This window comes from Bradyrhizobium sp. URHC0002 (assembly GCF_054059515.1).
In genome coordinates, this window is record NZ_JBSSCF010000001.1 from 8,819,554 (window position 1) to 8,836,299 (window position 16,746).

Genomic DNA, 16,746 nt, shown 5'->3' on the forward strand with positions numbered 1-16,746 from the left:
ATGCAGTAGCTGAGGTGACAACCGCCATGGCGCGGAGACCGGCGAGGCAAAATACGGTTCGGGATTTTGTCAGAGAAGCACACAGATGTGGACTGGAGCCGGTTGTCGAGATCGAGACGTTGCCCAACGGAACTGTCCGGACAAAGATGCGTGCGAACAAGCGGCTGGTATCCACAAACGACCAGCAATCAGATCAGGAACCGAATGAGTGGGACGACGTCCAGTAAAGCTGCCGCGCTATGTACACGCCTTTATTGACCGCCATGGTAGGTCAAGGTTTTATCTGCGGCGCAAGGGGCACGGCAAAGTACCGTTGCCGGGACTGCCGTGGTCGCCCGAATTTATGGAAGTCTACGAGCGCGCGCTGATCGCCTGCAAGGCGCCAATCGTGATCGGCGCGTCGCGTACGATGGCCGGTACCCTTAACGCGGCCGTCGTCGCTTACTATGAGAGCGCGGCATTTAAGAGCGAGTTGGGCGAGGGCACGCAATCGAGCCAGCGCTCGTTGGTCGAGCGGTTTCGCACCGAGCATGGGGACAAGCGGCTGCGCAAGTTAGAGCGGCGGCACATGCAGGCGTATATATCGAACCTGCAATCGGCGGCGGTTCAACGCAACATGCTGCGGGCACTACGCCATTTTCTGAAATTCTGCAAAGCGGCCGGCCTGATCAATCACGACCCAAGCGAGGGTGTTACCCGCCAGAAAATGAAAAGCACCGGCGGGTTCTACACCTGGACCGAGGATGATGCCACCAAGTATGAGGCGCACCATAAGATCGGCACGATGGCGCGGGCGGCGTTCGAACTGTATTTGAATTTGGGCGTGCGCAAATCCGATGTGGTGCGCATCTCGCCGCGCAAAGCGGCCGTGCACCATGATGAGCCCTTTCTGATCGCACAGCGTGCAAGCGCGGCAGGGCGATCCGCAATATCGTTGTATCCTCTGCCGATACTCGTGTCCCTCGTGGGCGGGCCGTTCACGGCTGATGCCATAACCGACAGCCGCGTTGTCGCCGATGTGCGACGAAGCACTGACAATCGCGCAGCGCGCTCAAGCTGGCACGCCGGCATCCCCCTTGCCCGCACCTTGGCTACGGCGCAAGCCGGGCAAGTGTGCCGGCTTCCGCGGCGGCAATCGCTTCTGCTGCATCCTCGGGGAGCAGCAGGCGCTCATCCACCAGCCGTGCCGTCGCAGCCTTGACCGCCGCCACATAGGCATCCGACGTGGGATAGAGCTCCTCGATCGATGGGCGCGGATCTGCCGTCGCGATACGTTCTGCGCGCGTTCCCGCGAATGGGAGCGTGGCGCCCATCTGGGTACACAGCGTTTGTCCGCCGTCTGCCCCGGCGATCGGATTCCAGCCCGTATAGGTCGCTCGAGGGGCAGCAAGCAGCGGCAGGCGGACGCCGGCCAGCGCATTGCCGTCCGCGCCGGCACGCGGCAAATAGAGCGGGTATTCCCCGCGGATTTTCGGCAACGGCGTGGAGATCCGCGGAGCGCGATCAGCCGGCGATAAAGCTCATCCACACCGCCACCACTTTGGATAGTAGGCCACAGGCTACTGATGAAATCCGTGATAGATGAGTAACAGTGTGAGTCTTTTAGTGAAGGCAGGCGAGATAAGAGGCGACCTCGCGAGGTCAACGTGCTGTTGGCCCTTCACATCGCGAGCCGGCTTCTGTGCTTCTCCTGCATGGGCGATTACCTCCCCAACCGCCATCGGTCCTGGCCCGATTTGGACAGCGGGCAATGTGTCACAGCGCCTGGTCCAAAGCGCGCATTGACTGCCGGTTGCATAGCACCTTCTCACCACGGTCCTCCGTGGACAATGGTATCCAGAGGCCTTCAGCGATCGCGCCAGCGGCTTCTCGTCCCTTGTGTCGGACACCCGTCATTATACACTTTACCCCAAATGCGGTTGGCAGCCTCCGGAAGGACTAAGGCCGTTCGCTGATCAATGCCGTCACGTCAAAACGGAATTTCCGTGACGCGCTCGGAGAAGCGAGGCTATGCCAGACCCAATACCTTTCAACAGAACGACGAAGGCCGCGCAGAAAAGCGATGCGTCGACTGAAGAACTGCTCGCGTTCGAGCGCATGCTCGCCGACCTTTCCGCACGATTTGCGAATGTCCCTGTCGAAAAGGTCGAGCAGGAAATTCGCATCGTGCAAGCGATACTCCTCCAATTTCTCGGGTTCGATCGCTGCACGTTTGCTGAATTCCAGGATGACGGCTCCCTCGTGGTTCTGTCTTCAACCGCTGTCGAGGGGGTCGGTGAGACCCCGCTGGGTCCCCTTCCCGCGCAACTTCACTGGTTCGTTGCCAGACTTCGCGCTGGCGAACTGCTTGCGGTCCAAACCCCGGCCGATGATCTTCCGCCCGAAGCGGTTGGCGAAGCCGAATATTTCCGGCGGACCGGAATGCATTCGCATCTGAGCATCCCATTTCGCATTGGCGGGCGCATCATCGGCGCCATCGCTTTCTCGGCCTTCCGCGACACACGCCCGTGGCCGGACGATCTGATTGCACGGCTGACGCTCGTTGGAGAAGTCTTTGCCCATGCCGTCGCGCGGAAGCGCGAGCAGGAAAAGCTGATGCGCGCCATGACGGAGATCAAGGTTCTGAAGGACCGTCTCGAGCATGAGAACGCCTATCTCAAGGACGCGGCACGGACCAGGCCACCACAGGGTATCGTGGGCAAGTCTCCACGTTTTCTGAGCGTGCTGGATGACATCGCACAAGTCGCGCAAACCGACTCTACCGTCCTGCTGCTGGGTGAGACCGGAACTGGAAAGGAAGTGCTGGCGCAGGCCATCCATGACGCGAGCGCTCGAAGAAGCCGTCCGATGGTCAAGGTAAACTGTGCCGCGCTTCCCGCTGCGCTGATCGAATCTGAACTGTTTGGCCGCGAGAAAGGCGCCTTTACCGGCGCGTTGGCGCGGCAGGCCGGTCGCTTTGAGATCGCGGACTGCTCGACTATTTTTCTTGATGAAGTCGGAGAACTGCCGCTTGAACTGCAGCCGAAGTTGTTGCGCGTGCTGCAGGAGGGCGAATTTGAACGTTTGGGTGGTTCGCGGACGATCAAGGTCGACGCGCGGGTGATTGCCGCGACCAACCGGCCGCTTGCACAGGCGGTCCGCGAGGGCCGATTTCGTGAAGACCTGTTCTATCGGCTTGAAGTATTCCCGGTCGAGGTGCCCCCGCTGCGCGAACGCCGTGAGGACATTCCCCTGCTGTCATGGACCTTCGTCAAGGAATTCAGCAACTCGATGGGCAAGGCAATCGACACGATTGCCGACGATTCGATGGCCGCCCTGCAGGCCTATCCGTGGCCCGGCAACGTCCGCGAACTTCGCAATGTGATCGAGCGCGCGATGATCCTCAGCCGCGGTACGACGCTGCAAATCAAACTCGGCCATCCAGCGCTGCAGCCCAAAGCCGTGAATACGGCAAGCACACTCGAGGAAGCCGAACGCGAGCACATTGTGCGAGCGCTGGAACGGTGCGGTTGGCGCATTCGCGGATCAAATGCGGCGGCCGAACTACTCGGCATGAAGCCAACAACCCTGGAATCGCGCATCAAGAAGCTCGGGCTCGTTCAGAAATAATGAGATTCGACGCTGTTCCGCCGTGTGCAAGTGACGCCATCGACGGCATGTGAGATTTCGGCTTCTGATGGCGGATTGAGATGAAACGATTTAACCTAGGGATGGCACGCTCGCGCGAACGCGAGGCGCAGCCTGAAAGGGCTGCGAAATGATCCGGATTTTGGCTTCGGTATTGCTAGTAGTGAGTGGCGGAGGAATGGCAGCTCCCGCCTCGGCGCAGACCGCCATTTCCCAATATCCATTTTGCATCCAGGGCGAAGACAACCCCGGCTGGAGCGGATGTTCATTCAACACTCTCGCGTCGTGCCAGGCCGTGGCGTCCGGGACCTCCGCTGAATGCCTCTCCAATCCATGGTATCAGGCGGGCACCAACGCCGCACCGGATCCCGATGGCAACCAGATCGGCGCGAATTCCCCTCTCCCCGTTGGACCTCCGCCGAACTAGCAGCCGCCCCGCCTTCACGGCTCAATCGCGCCCTACCCGCTTGATACGACGGTAAATCCGCTCGCCAGTAACTGCTGACGATCGTGAATCAAGTTCTCCAGTCGGTGGGCCGCGACATTCAAGGTCGTGGCATCCACTGCGGATTCGTCGCCATCAGCAGCCTTGGCCCCTTCGGCTTTCAGAATATCGTCAATTTCGTCTTCGATCGTCTCGAGCTCAGCCAGACTATCGGCCTTTCGTATTCGACGAGCCAAGGCGTACAAGGAATCCAACGGGCCTACCTTTCCGGCTGGCGCGATTCCCAGAAATTTCCAGGCTGCGGCGAGCACTGTGGCAAGGCCACCTAGAATCATTGGCGTCAAATAGATCCAATTGCCATACTCATCCATGAAGCTTTGTTGGGTGCCGTTATAAAAAGCAGCCGCTCCAGGATGCAGGGCGAGGTAGGCATCTGCATCCGTACTGGGTGATGTAATCTGCGCAAAGATCGGCTGCTCGACCATCAGATCCCGGCGCACGTTCATGATGGTCTGGGTCAGGCTTGCCACCAGATCGGAGCTGAGCTTCTTGTTTGCAACCAGATAAAGTGCGGTTCTCAGCGTCGTGAGATCGTCGTCTGGGACCGGTGGAGCGCCGCGCAACGTACCTTTTGGAACGTCGAAGCTCTCATAAGCACGTTCGGCGTCAGCTATTGCCGCTGCGGAGTCGATGGCAATAAGGGCGGGCAAGGCTTTTGGTCCTTGCTGAAAAACGCCTCGCACCAGCGACAGGTATTTTGCTGACAGCGGAATCACAACAAGAAGCGCGCTGATCTGCTTTGATTGAATCGCATGTCGGGCGTCTGCCAATGCAATATCCTTGAATACCTTGGCTCTATCCAGTCCATACTCCTTGCTCAACACGTCCAGGATCTTCGAATTGGTCTCTTCCGCTATTACGCCGATACTGCGCCCCTTCAATTTGGCCATGGCGTCAATTGGCGACCCGGGCGGTACGATCACGAGCACCACCACATGGCTCATGACGACGACAGCTTTCGCTTGTGACAAATCACCGACATCGCCGCGGACCACCGCGAGATCGGCCTTGCCCGATGAGAACGTCCCGGCGGCTGCCTGCGCCGTCCCGGTGTCTATGACCGTCAGACGCACCGGCGCATTGATCGAAACGAGCTTGCTCGCTATGGCTGACATTGCCTTGGCGGCTTCACCGTCAATCGAGCCCACCGCCACGGTCAGGGTCACCGGATGGGTATAGTACCGGTATGCAAATAGACCTAACCCGGTCGCAAGAACGGCAACCCCTGCGATCAGGACAAACCGAAGCCAGAGCGGCAATTTAAATGAAGTCATGCTCATTGTGCGCCACTCTCACGCCGCGGGCAGTTGCTGGCGATGGGTTTCATGGCTCATCGCAAAACCCCGTCTTCATTTTGACGTAGCGTCGCGACGCACCAGCTGCCCGCCGCCACGTGAAATGTCACCGCGGGCCACAGCAGAATGCCGTGAGGTCCTTGACCAAAACCAGCGAATGCAAGCATACAAGCGACCGCAAAATTGTAAAACAGCATAGCGACGATGACACTCCGCGCGACGGGGCTATCCGTATCGCTGCGCGCCAGCCAGCAGATGATCGCCAGCGCCAGTATCGCAGCGCCGCCAATGCGCGCCAGGCCCAGAGCAGCGACCGAGTCGAGCGGCGTCCCGAACAGCAGCGACGCCGTTGTCGAAGGCACACCTGCGAGCGCCAGGCCTGCGCCCGCCTCGATGATGGCCATCACAGTCAGCAGGGTTTTCATGGTCGCCCAAGTCGATATTATTCAGCTTGAGAAAATGGTGGCGCCGCACGAGTCCGGCGCCACCCTTCAACATTCCAGCGATTTCAATCGCGTGCCCGGGCCGTCGCTTCACGTTTTTTCAGCTCGTCCACAGCCGTTAGCTGCATCGGGCCGAGGTTGACGGTCAGCTTGTGGATCTTGCCGTCGAATGCGAACGGCACCTGATAGTCCTTGTCATTCACGCCCGTCCGGGTATCGATCCCGACATCGAAAGTCTCGTCAGCCACCTGAAGGAACGAGATTGAGTTGGCTTGCTTGCCCGTGGCGACGACTTTGTCGTCCACTTTCAGGACACCGCTGCCTCCCTTGGCAATCCCCGGACCGTCATAGGTGTATTCAAAAGCTATCGTGTGCTTGCCTGGCGCAAGCACGTCCGATCCCTCCCATCTATACTGGGCGAGGATCAGCATATTGTAATTGAATACCGGTTTGCCCTTGAGCATGTAGAGACCCCAGCCGCCCCAGCGTCCGCCCATGGTGGCGATCATGCCGTCGCCGCCACCCTGTGGAACATCGACCTCGGCGGTCATTTTGTAGGATCTGCCGAGAACGTTTGGCGCATTGCTGGAATTAATGCCGGGGTTTACGCCGGTGTAGGTAAAGACAGTCTTGCCGGCGGTGGCACTTGGACGCGGCGCCAGCGAGCGTGCGAAAGTGTCGTTGTTCAAAGGAAGCACGTTGTATTTGGCGGCCTCTTTTACAAATAGATTCTGCATCTCCTTTAGCTTGCCGGGCATCTTCGCCGCGAGATCGTTAGCCTGAGAGTAGTCCTCGGTTATATTGTACAGTTCCCATTTGTAGTCGGCGATCGGTGGTAAAGGCGCATTCAATATCCACGGCCCATGCGGCGGCGTCGTATTGGCGTACCAGCCCTCGTTGTAGATTCCGCGGTTGGCGATCATTTCGAAATATTGGGTCTTTCGCTTCGATGGCGTATTCGTGCTGGCCTTGTCGAAGGTATAGGCCATGCTGATGCCTTCAATCGGCTTTTGCTTGATTCCATTGACGGTCTGCGGTGCCTTGATGCCCGCAGCCTCAAGGATCGTAGGTACGATGTCGATGATATGATGGAACTGGGTGCGTACGCCCCCGGCGTCTTTGATACGATTGGGCCACGAGATGGCCATACCCTGACGCGTGCCGCCAAAGTGCGAGGCGATCTGTTTGGTATACTTGAACGGCGTGTCGAAGGCCCACGACCACGCAACCGCCATGTGTGGGTAACTACCTGCCGAGCCCCAGGCGTCGTAGAACTTGAGCTGCTCCTCGATCGGAAAGTCGAGGATGCCGTTATACGAAGTGTACTGATTGGGTGTGCCTGACAGCGTGCCCTCGGGGCTCGTGCCATTGTCGCCGTTGATGTAGATGATCAACGTATTGTCGAGCTGACCCATATCTTCGACCTGCTGAATCACGCGGCCGATTTCGTAGTCAGTATAGGCGGTGTAGCCCGCATATACCTCGGCCTGTCGGGCGAACAGCTTCTTCTGGTCGGCCGAAAGCGTCTCCCATTTCGGCAGACTATCCGGCCATTCGGTCAACTTGGCGTTTTCGGGAATTGCTCCGAGGCGCTTCTGATTGGCGAAAATCTCCTCGCGCAGGGCATTCCATCCCTTATCAAACTTGCCCTTGAACTTTTCCACCCACTCCGCTTTCGGCTGATGTGGTGAGTGGCTGCCTCCTGGAACGTAGTAGAGGAAGAACGGTTTGTCAGGCGCCGCAGCGTTCAGCTCCTTCATGTAGCCGATGGCCTCGTCCGCCAGATCGGTGGTGAGATTGTAGTTGGGTTTACCGACCCATGGGGAAATCTGCTTGTTGTTCTGGAAAAGGTAAGGCGTCCACTGGTCGGTCTCGCCACCCATAAAGCCGTAGAAGTAATCGAATCCCATTCCGACAGGCCATTGATCGAACGGACCGGCGATGGTGTATTGGTACGCAGGCGTGTTGTGGTTCTTGCCGAACCACGACGTGGCATATCCGTTGCCCTTGAGAATGGCGCCGATGGTTGCGTTGTCTGGACCTATGACTGAGTCGTAACCTGGAAAGCCGGTCGAGAGCTCGGTGATCACGCCGAATCCCGATGAGTGATGATTGCGTCCAGTGATCAGCGCTGCCCGCGTCGGCGAGCACAGCGCGGTGGAGTTGAATTGCGTATAGCGTACGCCTGCCTTGGCGATGCGATCCAGCGCCGGAGTCGGGATGACTCCGCCGAAGGTCCCGCTGACGCCGTAGCCCTGATCATCGGTCATGATGAGGAGCACGTTCGGCGCGCCCTTGGGCGGCACAACCGTCGGCGGCCACCACGGCTTGGAATCCTTGGCATTCTCCTTGATCACGCCACCGAATTTCGGATCCGGGACCGGAATTTGATTGCCCTGGATCGTGGTGGTGGCACTAGGCGAACCCGGCGTTCCGGTGATCGTCTGGGCCATCACTCCCGGCAGATAACTTGTTCCGAGAAGGAAGCTTAACGAAAGCGTTGTCGTGATCTTCATGTCACTGCTCTCCTCTGTCTGATCAAATGCGATACCGTCGCCAAAAACTTTCTCACTGCAATTTGATGCCGGCGCGTTCCCTCATGCTTTTGAACACGATATCGATCGCCTGGATAATGCGGAGTTGAGGGTTGGCCTTGCAGTACACGATCAGTTCGTGCTCGGCTTCCTTGCCCTTCCTGATGTCCATGTAATGCCGCTTGGCGAGGCCGTTGTACCAGCCGCTGTACCAGGAGCTCAGCAAGTCGGCCTGATCCTGCCAGGTGCCGGCAAGTTGCGCGCATGTCAAAGCCTGGATATCGAGAAACCCGTCGGCGTCGGCATAGGTGCTGAGATCGACTTGAGCTTTGGCGCCCGAACATGCCGTCATCATCGCGGCACTCATCGCAACTGAAATCAATATCTTGCGCATTGTCTTTTCTTTCCTGCGAGCGATTTCGCATTTGGTTTGGGACATCGGGTCAATGGCGGGCAGTTCCGGTGGACGCGCGATGAAGGGCCAAGGTATCCACCCCTTCCTCCCGTTCGACCGAGTCAACGCGAACCACGGGCGCCTCGTTTGAAAGTTCGATCGCCGCGACGATTGTATTGATCTTGGCGGTATCGAGATTGCGATCGAATTGCTCGCGCGACTCCCATTCCTCGACGAGCAACAGGGTCTTGCGTTTGTCGAGATCGGCGTAGAGTTGGGCTTGGATGCAGCCCGCAGCCGCCCGCGTTGGGCCAAGCAAAGAGCCCAGCGCGCGCAGGATTGCTGTGCGCTTTTCGTCAGGTGCCACGATCTGCATCGAGAACACGATCAAGACTTGATTTCTTTCCGTTGTTTCGACGGGTCGGTAAAACAACTCTGTTGGTCTTCATCGCAAGAACCGCGCCAACACGCGACGCGGATGACGCCTGCCGGGAAATGCCCCTCAAAACAGCGGGATAGGAAATCAATCGGGTGGAGCGGCTGCATGTTGCAACGCGGCGCGGCCTCCGAAATTTCGGAGGAGACTCCGAAATTTCGGGCGCGTTCGCGTGGTGATGGGCACCAGGCCACGGCTGCCGAAATTTCTACATCGCTGATCTACCGAGCATTCTCGCTGAAAGCGCCGCGCGGCCGCGCGTGGCCCGGATCTTGCGAAGTGAACTTGCCGTTGAGTTGATTGGCTCAAAATTGATGAAAGAAAAGGACACATTGATGTTCAAGAAATTTCTGGCAACAACAGCGCTTGCACTTCCACTGGCATTCGGCGGCGCTGCGCTCGCACAGACTGCGGCCAAGAAGCCCAACATCGTTGTCATCATGGCCGACGATGTCGGCATCTGGAATATCAGCGCCTACCATCGCGGCATGATGGGTGGAAGCACGCCCAACATCGATCGCATCGCCAAGGAAGGCGCGCTGTTCACCGACTACTACGCCCAACAATCCTGCACGGCCGGACGTGCCGCCTTTATCCTAGGACAAACGCCTTTCCGCACCGGCCTGCTGAAAGTCGGCATGCCGGCTGCCAAGCAGGGCCTGCAGGACAAGGACCCGACCATCGCCGAATTGCTGAAGCCCTACGGCTATGCGACGGCGCAGATCGGCAAGAATCATCTTGGCGACCGCAACGAATACCTGCCCACGGTGCACGGCTTCGACGAGTTCTACGGCATCCTCTACCATCTCAATGCGATGGAAGAACCCTATGACCCGCAATATCCGAAATCCCCGCAATTTCGCGCCAATTTCGGCCCGCGCAACGTCATAGAGACCAAAGCCACCACGGTGGACGATGCGACGACCGATCCGCGCTGGGGCAAGGTCGGCAAGCAAACCATCGTCGACGGCGGTCCGCTGCCGCCACATCCGAACATGGACCCGCAATCGAAGTTCAACATGGAAGACGTCGATGACGAACTGGTTCGCCGGTCCGTCGATTTCATCGACCGTTCGGCCAAAGCCAACAAGCCGTTCTTCCTCTGGCACAACACGACTCGCACGCATGTGTGGACGCATCTTGGGCCGAAGTGGAAGGACAAGAGCGGTTACGGGCTCTATGCCGACGCCATCATGGAGCTCGACGCGGCGGTTGGCAGCATCATGAAGAAGCTAGATGACGCCGGCATTGCCGACAACACCATCGTGGTGTTCACCAGCGATAACGGCGCAGAGACATTTTCCTGGCCGGATGGCGGTAACTCCCCGTTCCGCGGCGAAAAGGGCACGACCTATGAAGGCGGTTTCCGCGTACCCATGGTCGCGAAGTGGCCCGGCACCATCAAGCCCGGTGGGATCATCAACGACATCATCGCAGGCGAAGACTTCTTGCCGACCTTGATGGCCGCCGCCGGTGAACCCGATGTCAAAGCAAAACTCCTGACCGGTATGAAAGTTGGCGACAAGACCTTCAAGACCCACCTGGATGGCTACAACTTCCTGCCATTCCTGAAGGGTGAAGTTGCGGAGGGACCGCGCAAGGAATTCTTCTACTTCACGGACAATGGCGACCTCACGGCCGTTCGTTACGCTGACTGGAAACTCAGCTTCAAGACCATCAAGGGCAATCTGTTCACCGGCACCGAAGAGTCCACCAACGTTCCCCTGGTGACCAACCTGCGGCAGGATCCGTGGGAACGCTATCAGACCGAGAGCATGTTGTACGGCCGCTGGTGGGGCGACAAGCTTTGGACGATGGTGCCTGCGGTCACCCTCGTTGGCGGCTTCCTCCAGACTTTCAAGGAATATCCGCCAAGCCAGGTGGGCGGATCGCTGAGCATTGAGAAGGCGCTCCAGATGGTCGAGCGAGGCGCCAGCGGCGGCGGCAAGTAACAACCCGAGCCGACATCTCCGGGATGGGCGCGTCAGCGCGGCCATCCCGACTGGTCAAACGACAGCAAATTTCTATTCAGAAGCAAGCGACAGAACCTTCGAGTGACATCGTTGCGCTCATCACCAGGAGCGACAGCAAGGAGTGGATATGACGGGATGTCTTCAAGCGTCAGCAAGGGCCACACTGTTCGTCTGCACGCTTTTTGGATTGTCGGCGGTTTCCACCGGTGCTCAAGCCCAGACGCCTGCATCGTGGACCCAGGTGGGTATGCTGTCATGCAAGCTCAATCCGAGCATCGGCTTCATCATCTTCGGTCATCAGTCGATGGAATGCCGCTTCACCCAGGATCGTTTCCCGCCGCAGGCCTATGAGGGCGCGCTCAACACGGTCGGCATCGATCTCGGCGTGAGCGCGGGCGGCGTGCTCGGCTGGGCGGTATTCGCGCCGACGGCAGGTCCACCGCCCGGGGCGCTGGCCGGTGAATATGTCGGCGCCACCGGCGAAATCGGCCTTGGCCTTGGCGCCGGCGTCAACGTGCTGGTTGGCGGCTCCGGACGCTCCTTCGCGCTGCAGCCGGTGTCGCTCGAGGGCTCGGTTGCCATCAACGTTACCCTCGGCCTTTCCGGTCTCCAGTTGCGCGCGGCCTATTGAGGCCCCGCTTCTCCGCCAAGCACGTCTGCGTTTTTCAATCGTCGAACCTCACAAGGAAAAAGAAAATGATATGTGTCGTGAAATTAAGCCGGATTATCGGAACGATTGCGCTGACCGCGGGTCTGTGCGGATCGGGAATGGCGCTCGCACAAACCGCCCCCGCCATGAAGACAATCGGCACTCCCGCCGCCGCACCCAAGCCCGAGATCGTGCCGTCGTTGTTCGTACTCAATTCACGCGGCGCGACGTTGCAAGGCGATACGCTTACTCTGACCGGCGTTGTGCCCCATTCCATCATATTTGCCGATCGACCGGTGAGATCAGCCGGCCACCAGCTTACCGCAGATATCATTGCTGACTGGGGCGCGGGTGACGACAGCTTTACCAAAAATCCGCCCAATGCGACCATCTCTGTCTTCAGCAAGGACGGTTCCGTGAAGGATGCCGTCATCGTTCTAAAATCTCCAAAGCTCGACGGTGACAAACTGACGTTCAATGTTCAGGTCCTCGAAGGCGACCTCGCAGGCGGCGACGGTGGGGCCGCCCTCTTCATCGACATCATCGGTCGGCCGATGACGCCGATGTCCTTTGCTGGCGTCGGACGGCGCACGGCGTTTCGTGGAGCGATGTACGCCGGTGCTGCCGTTGGCGTGGCTGCGGTTGGAGCGGCGGCATATGCCGCGCCCTATGCGTACGCGCCTCCCCCGGTCTACGCCCGCCCGGCGTGCGGCTATTATCCCTATCCGCCCTGCTACTGACAGGACGATCGAGGTGGTGACGGTCTCGTCGGAGCAACTCAACGGGTCGGCAGTAGCCTGCCCGCTGCAGCCTGATACCGTCAACGCAGTCGTTCAGCTGCACAACGACGACGCGACCGACACCAGCACGCAGTATTCGCTTTGAATATTCTTTGTGTGCTACTGCGGAATTGAGAATCCGAATACTCCAGCAAGTGAGGCCCGTGATGCGCCGTTTAGCCTGCACTGTTTTGCTTTCGACTACAGCGAGCGCTCTCAGCCTGTCCGCGCTCGCCGCCGACCTTCCGGCGCGTGTGCCCGTTGCGCCAGTTGCTTATGTGCCGGCGTTTTCGTGGACGGGTTTTTATCTCGGCGGCGCGCTCGGGTGGATCGGAACGAACCCCGAGTATACTACCGGGGCTATTGTGTTGGGGACGCCTTTCCTTGTCTCGTCCTCATCCAGCAAGGATGGCCTGAGCTACGGAATCCTGAGCGGTTACAATTACCAGGTCGGGCAAGTGGTGCTGGGCGTCGAGGGTGACTTCACCGGCTGGACCGTTGGCAAGGTACGGTACACCGCGATCACCGGCGATTTTCTTACAGCGCACAGCAAATGGGGCGGCTCGATCCGTGGACGGCTCGGTTACGCCGCCGATCGCGCACTCTTGTATATGACGGGCGGCGCGGCATTCATCTCCAATGAAACCTCTATTCCAACGACCGGAATCTCTATCGGTGGCGATGGCACACGGGTGGGGTGGACGGTAGGCGCTGGCCTTGACTACGCCTTCACGAACAACTGGTTCACGGGCATCGAATACCGCTATTCGCAATACGAGACCAAGACCTTCGTGTATCCCATACCGATCCTGAATCTCGGCCTCGTCGGCTTCAAGCAGGATCTGAGTTCCAATCAAGTGACAGCACGCATCGGCTACAAGTTCTGACGATTGGACGGGTAGCGCCAGCGAACAGTTCCAGAAAGCGGGAAGGTTAGTCATGTTGAAATCCCTTATTGCGCTGGTGCTCTTGTTGTTCGCTGCGGTCGTTTCTTCAGCACATGCACAGACCCCGCCGACGACCAGTGCCGGTACGCTAACCTGCCAGATGTCGCCGTCGATTGGCCTGATCTTCGGATCCCGGCAGCGGATGGCCTGCCGCTTCGCTCCCAATGGTCCATACCCGCCGGAGGCCTATGTCGGCGTTATGGGCACGATTGGTCTCGACATCGGCATCACCGCAGGTGGCGTTCTGGCATGGGGCGTGTTGGCGCCGACGGCAGGCCCCATGCGGGGAAAACTGGCCGGCACCTATGTGGGGGCGAGCGGCGCCATAGGCGTCGGTGTTGGCGTTGGTGCCAACCTCTTGTTCGGAGGATCCAACCGTTCGATCGCGTTGCAGCCGCTTTCAGTTGAAGGCTCGGTTGGGATCAACCTGTCTGTGGGAGTTTCAAGTCTCACACTCGCTCTGGCGCAGTGAGGATATCAGCCAGGACACCCCTCAGCCTGTATCGGGCGAGCTGCCCGGTTCGGAGCCAATCATCAGAGGATATTCGATGAAGTTCACAATGCGGTTGCTGGCCAATGTCGGCGTCACCTTGCTGGCCATCTTGTCGATCAGTTCCGTTTCGGCACAGTCGAATGTCGGGAAAACGATTCTGGAAAAACTGACCGCGAGGGTTTCAAAACTCGAGAGCGCGTGCGCCAAGGACATCAAGAAGTACTGCCGCACGGTGACGCCCGGCGAAGGGCGAATGATCTACTGCATGCACGCTCATGAGGACAAGATAAGTCCCAAATGCGCTTTCGAACTGGGGGAAGCCGCGGCGAGCGTGCAGACCACAGCCGACGCCCTGAAGGACGGAGTGATCGCGTGCAAGGCAGAGATATCCGGCGTGTGCGGAAAGATCGTGCCCGGCCAAGGGCGGATCGCGACGTGCCTGCTTGAAAACAAATCTACGGCTTCGAGCGGTTGCGCAGAAGCCATCAAGAAGATCGAGGCTATTGCCGCCCAATAAGGCCACCTACCTTCAACGAGGGATCAGACCCTAAGGAGCCGCAGTTTTGAGCACGGCCCGGTTCGACGAGGATACCGTTGACGCCAAGGCAGACGATCGTCCTGGCATGGTACTGATTCCAGCCGGCACCTTTCGCATGGGATCGGACAAGCACTACCCAGAAGAAGCTCCCGTTCACCGTGTTGCGGTCGATTCATTCTTCATTGACCGCACGCCGGTCACGAACCGGCAATTCAAGGAATTCGTCAAGGCGACCGGTCACGTCACATTTGCGCAAATTGCTCCCGATCCGAAAGATTATCCCGGCGCGCTGCCGCATATGCTCTATGCCGGCTCACTCGTATTTGCACCGCCTCCGCGCCCGGTCGACCTGCGCAACTGGGGAGAATGGTGGACATTTCTGAAGGGCGCCGACTGGCGGCATCCCTATGGACCGAAGAGCAATATCAACAATCTCGACCATCACCCGGTGGTGCACGTATCGTTCGCGGACGCCCTCGCCTACGCGCAATGGGCTGGCAAGGACTTGCCGACCGAAGCCGAATGGGAGTTTGCGGCGCGTGGCGGGTTGGATGGCGCCGAGTATGCGTGGGGCGATGAATTCACGCCCGGTGGCAAGCATCAGGCCAACACCTGGCAAGGCGAATTTCCACGGCAAAATCTGAATGATGACGGTTTCGAACGCACCTCGCCGGTCACCTCATTCGCACCGAACGGATACGGCGTTCACGACATGATCGGCAATGTCTGGGAATGGACCACCGACTGGTACACACAGAAGCACGAAGCGGATGCCCCCAAAGCCTGCTGCATTCCCGAAAACCCGCGCGGCGGCGATGAGGCCGCAAGTTACGATCCCTGCCAACCGAATATCAAAATCCCCCGCAAGGTGATCAAGGGTGGCTCGCACCTTTGCGCGCCGAACTATTGCCGCCGCTACCGTCCCGCCGCGCGCCACGCCGAGGCCGTCGACACATCCACTAGCCATGTAGGATTTCGATGTGTGGTTCGAAACAGAGAAATGAACGTGGCCGAACCTGTACTGAGGAACGGATGAAAAAACGTGACAAGCTCTTCGAATTGAGCCGTCGGGCAACACTATCGGCTTTTGTTGCGCTGTCCGGCCTCCTGTCAGTCTCCGCATTGGCGCAAACCGCGATGACCGACCCATTGCCGTCGTGGAATGACACGGCAACCAAGAAGGCAATCGTCACGTTCGTCGAGCGTGTGACGAAACAAGGTTCGCCCGACCTCGTGCCGCCTGCAGAGAGGATTGCCACCTTCGACAATGACGGCACCCTGTGGGCAGAGCAGCCGATCTATTTCCAGCTGGCCTTCGCGCTAGACCGCGTGAAAGCGCTCGCCCCGCTGCATCCGGAATGGAAGGACAAGGAGCCGTTTGCCTCGCTGCTCAAGGGCGATCTCAAGGGCGCGCTCGCCGGCGGCGAGGCCGCCATTTTCGAGATCGTCACCGTCACGCATTCCGGCATGACGACGGATGAGTTCGAGAAGATCGTGCGCGACTGGATAACCACTGCGAAGCATCCGGTCACAGGGCGGCTCTACACCGAAATGGTCTATCAGCCGATGCTGGAACTGCTCGCCTATCTGCGCGGCAACGGCTTCAAGACTTTCATCGTCTCCGGTGGCGGCATCGACTTCATGCGGGCTTTCGCCGAGAGAGTCTATGGCGTCCCGCCCGAGCAAGTGGTCGGCAGCAGCGGCAAGCTGAATTTCGAGCTACGCGACGGCAGGCCGATCCTCATGAAACTGCCGGAGCTCAATTTCAACGACGACAAAACCGGCAAGCCTATCGGCATCCAGATGCACATCGGCCGGCAACCGATTGCGGCTTTCGGCAACTCCGACGGTGACCTGCAAATGCTCGAGTGGGCCAAGGGAGGCGGCGGTGTTCGCTTCGCGCTCATCGTGCACCACACCGACGCCGAGCGGGAATGGGCCTACGACCGCAACTCTTCCATTGGTCGCCTCGACAGGGCGCTTGAAGTGGCGAAAGCCGAGGGCTGGACCGTGGTCGATATGAAGAATGACTGGAAAACCATCTTCCCATTCGGGAGCAAGTGAAGTCGCTTGAATTCTCTTCGGGGAACCTTCGCCAACATAAGCGGGCTGACAGTTTAACCTGCGGCAAGT

17 protein-coding genes are annotated in these 16,746 nt (G+C 59.0%); 11 read left to right on the forward strand and 6 right to left on the reverse strand.

Going from position 1 to position 16,746, the window contains the following annotated elements:
* Nucleotides 1–208: 208 nt before the first annotated feature.
* The gene (locus ACVWVY_RS42520; RefSeq protein ID WP_456631977.1) at nucleotides 209–1,201 is read left to right on the forward strand and encodes a hypothetical protein; all 993 of its coding nucleotides are present in this window, start codon (nucleotides 209–211) and stop codon (nucleotides 1,199–1,201) included.
* On the opposite strand, the gene ACVWVY_RS42525 is transcribed toward ACVWVY_RS42520, so the two are convergent.
* Entirely contained in the window at nucleotides 1,092–1,478 is a 387-nt protein-coding gene (locus ACVWVY_RS42525) for an alpha/beta hydrolase domain-containing protein (RefSeq protein ID WP_456631978.1), read from the reverse strand. The two genes, ACVWVY_RS42520 and ACVWVY_RS42525, sit on opposite strands and share 110 nt — an antisense overlap.
* 532 nt (nucleotides 1,479–2,010) lie before the next feature.
* Between ACVWVY_RS42525 and ACVWVY_RS42530 the strand changes: the two genes are divergently transcribed.
* Together ACVWVY_RS42530 and ACVWVY_RS42535 are read left to right on the forward strand one after the other, a co-directional pair.
* Nucleotides 2,011–3,609, forward strand: a complete 1,599-nt coding sequence (locus ACVWVY_RS42530) for a sigma 54-interacting transcriptional regulator (protein ID WP_456631979.1) — start codon at nucleotides 2,011–2,013, stop codon at nucleotides 3,607–3,609.
* A 148-nt stretch (nucleotides 3,610–3,757) separates the two neighbouring features.
* Nucleotides 3,758–4,054, forward strand: coding sequence for a DUF3551 domain-containing protein (locus ACVWVY_RS42535; protein ID WP_456631980.1), 297 nt, complete (start codon nucleotides 3,758–3,760; stop codon nucleotides 4,052–4,054).
* Nucleotides 4,055–4,086: 32 nt separating this feature from the next.
* Here ACVWVY_RS42535 and ACVWVY_RS42540 read toward each other — a convergent pair whose 3' ends face one another.
* The 5 genes from ACVWVY_RS42540 to ACVWVY_RS42560 all read right to left on the reverse strand — a co-directional run bounded on the left by ACVWVY_RS42540 (nucleotide 4,087) and on the right by ACVWVY_RS42560 (nucleotide 9,183).
* Complete coding sequence (locus ACVWVY_RS42540) at nucleotides 4,087–5,412, reverse strand: TAXI family TRAP transporter solute-binding subunit (protein ID WP_456631981.1); 1,326 nt, start codon at nucleotides 5,410–5,412, stop codon at nucleotides 4,087–4,089.
* 50 nt (nucleotides 5,413–5,462) lie between these two features.
* The gene (locus tag ACVWVY_RS42545) at nucleotides 5,463–5,852 is read right to left on the reverse strand and encodes a hypothetical protein (protein WP_456631982.1); all 390 of its coding nucleotides are present in this window, start codon (nucleotides 5,850–5,852) and stop codon (nucleotides 5,463–5,465) included.
* A gap of 83 nt (nucleotides 5,853–5,935) precedes the next feature.
* The gene (locus tag ACVWVY_RS42550) at nucleotides 5,936–8,386 is read right to left on the reverse strand and encodes an arylsulfatase (RefSeq protein ID WP_456631983.1); all 2,451 of its coding nucleotides are present in this window, start codon (nucleotides 8,384–8,386) and stop codon (nucleotides 5,936–5,938) included.
* 52 nt (nucleotides 8,387–8,438) lie between these two features.
* The gene (locus ACVWVY_RS42555) at nucleotides 8,439–8,798 is read right to left on the reverse strand and encodes an HdeA/HdeB family chaperone (protein WP_456631984.1); all 360 of its coding nucleotides are present in this window, start codon (nucleotides 8,796–8,798) and stop codon (nucleotides 8,439–8,441) included.
* A gap of 49 nt (nucleotides 8,799–8,847) precedes the next feature.
* Complete coding sequence (locus ACVWVY_RS42560; RefSeq protein ID WP_456632465.1) at nucleotides 8,848–9,183, reverse strand: putative quinol monooxygenase; 336 nt, start codon at nucleotides 9,181–9,183, stop codon at nucleotides 8,848–8,850.
* Between the two features lie 386 nt (nucleotides 9,184–9,569).
* Here ACVWVY_RS42560 and ACVWVY_RS42565 point away from each other — a divergent pair, with 386 nt between their 5' ends.
* From ACVWVY_RS42565 to ACVWVY_RS42600, 8 genes are all read left to right on the forward strand, one after another.
* Nucleotides 9,570–11,186: an arylsulfatase gene (locus tag ACVWVY_RS42565; protein ID WP_456631985.1), complete on the forward strand. Its 1,617-nt coding sequence runs from the start codon at nucleotides 9,570–9,572 to the stop codon at nucleotides 11,184–11,186.
* A gap of 148 nt (nucleotides 11,187–11,334) precedes the next feature.
* Nucleotides 11,335–11,838: a DUF992 domain-containing protein gene (locus ACVWVY_RS42570; RefSeq protein ID WP_456631986.1), complete on the forward strand. Its 504-nt coding sequence runs from the start codon at nucleotides 11,335–11,337 to the stop codon at nucleotides 11,836–11,838.
* A 137-nt stretch (nucleotides 11,839–11,975) separates the two neighbouring features.
* Nucleotides 11,976–12,596: a hypothetical protein gene (locus tag ACVWVY_RS42575; RefSeq protein ID WP_456631987.1), complete on the forward strand. Its 621-nt coding sequence runs from the start codon at nucleotides 11,976–11,978 to the stop codon at nucleotides 12,594–12,596.
* 206 nt (nucleotides 12,597–12,802) lie between these two features.
* Nucleotides 12,803–13,522 carry an outer membrane protein gene (locus ACVWVY_RS42580; RefSeq protein ID WP_456631988.1) on the forward strand — a complete coding sequence of 240 codons (720 nt, stop codon included), beginning with the start codon at nucleotides 12,803–12,805 and terminating at the stop codon, nucleotides 13,520–13,522.
* Between the two features lie 52 nt (nucleotides 13,523–13,574).
* Nucleotides 13,575–14,054, forward strand: coding sequence for a DUF992 domain-containing protein (locus tag ACVWVY_RS42585; protein WP_456631989.1), 480 nt, complete (start codon nucleotides 13,575–13,577; stop codon nucleotides 14,052–14,054).
* Between the two features lie 88 nt (nucleotides 14,055–14,142).
* The gene (locus ACVWVY_RS42590; protein WP_456631990.1) at nucleotides 14,143–14,592 is read left to right on the forward strand and encodes a cysteine rich repeat-containing protein; all 450 of its coding nucleotides are present in this window, start codon (nucleotides 14,143–14,145) and stop codon (nucleotides 14,590–14,592) included.
* A 106-nt stretch (nucleotides 14,593–14,698) separates the two neighbouring features.
* On the forward strand, nucleotides 14,699–15,649 hold the full coding sequence (locus ACVWVY_RS42595) for a formylglycine-generating enzyme family protein (RefSeq protein ID WP_456632466.1): 951 nt from the start codon (nucleotides 14,699–14,701) through the stop codon (nucleotides 15,647–15,649).
* Nucleotides 15,646–16,677: an HAD family hydrolase gene (locus ACVWVY_RS42600; protein ID WP_456631991.1), complete on the forward strand. Its 1,032-nt coding sequence runs from the start codon at nucleotides 15,646–15,648 to the stop codon at nucleotides 16,675–16,677. The genes ACVWVY_RS42595 and ACVWVY_RS42600 overlap by 4 nt, the downstream gene beginning before the upstream one ends.
* Nucleotides 16,678–16,746 lie beyond the last annotated feature (69 nt).

Bases quoted from the DNA above. Each gene is read 5' to 3' on its own strand.
- ACVWVY_RS42565 (WP_456631985.1), top strand. From the start codon at position 9,570: ATGTTCAAGAAATTTCTGGCAACAACAGCGCTTGCACTTCCACTGGCA.
- ACVWVY_RS42590 (WP_456631990.1), top strand. From the start codon at position 14,143: ATGCGGTTGCTGGCCAATGTCGGCGTCACCTTGCTGGCCATCTTGTCG.
- ACVWVY_RS42545 (WP_456631982.1), bottom strand. From the start codon at position 5,852: ATGAAAACCCTGCTGACTGTGATGGCCATCATCGAGGCGGGCGCAGGC.
- ACVWVY_RS42550 (WP_456631983.1), bottom strand. From the start codon at position 8,386: ATGAAGATCACGACAACGCTTTCGTTAAGCTTCCTTCTCGGAACAAGT.
- ACVWVY_RS42585 (WP_456631989.1), top strand. From the start codon at position 13,575: ATGTTGAAATCCCTTATTGCGCTGGTGCTCTTGTTGTTCGCTGCGGTC.
- ACVWVY_RS42595 (WP_456632466.1), top strand. From the start codon at position 14,699: ATGGTACTGATTCCAGCCGGCACCTTTCGCATGGGATCGGACAAGCAC.
- ACVWVY_RS42600 (WP_456631991.1), top strand. From the start codon at position 15,646: ATGAAAAAACGTGACAAGCTCTTCGAATTGAGCCGTCGGGCAACACTA.
- ACVWVY_RS42580 (WP_456631988.1), top strand. From the start codon at position 12,803: ATGCGCCGTTTAGCCTGCACTGTTTTGCTTTCGACTACAGCGAGCGCT.
- ACVWVY_RS42540 (WP_456631981.1), bottom strand. From the start codon at position 5,412: ATGAGCATGACTTCATTTAAATTGCCGCTCTGGCTTCGGTTTGTCCTG.
- ACVWVY_RS42535 (WP_456631980.1), top strand. From the start codon at position 3,758: ATGATCCGGATTTTGGCTTCGGTATTGCTAGTAGTGAGTGGCGGAGGA.
- ACVWVY_RS42530 (WP_456631979.1), top strand. From the start codon at position 2,011: ATGCCAGACCCAATACCTTTCAACAGAACGACGAAGGCCGCGCAGAAA.
- ACVWVY_RS42570 (WP_456631986.1), top strand. From the start codon at position 11,335: ATGACGGGATGTCTTCAAGCGTCAGCAAGGGCCACACTGTTCGTCTGC.
- ACVWVY_RS42575 (WP_456631987.1), top strand. From the start codon at position 11,976: ATGGCGCTCGCACAAACCGCCCCCGCCATGAAGACAATCGGCACTCCC.
- ACVWVY_RS42555 (WP_456631984.1), bottom strand. From the start codon at position 8,798: ATGCGCAAGATATTGATTTCAGTTGCGATGAGTGCCGCGATGATGACG.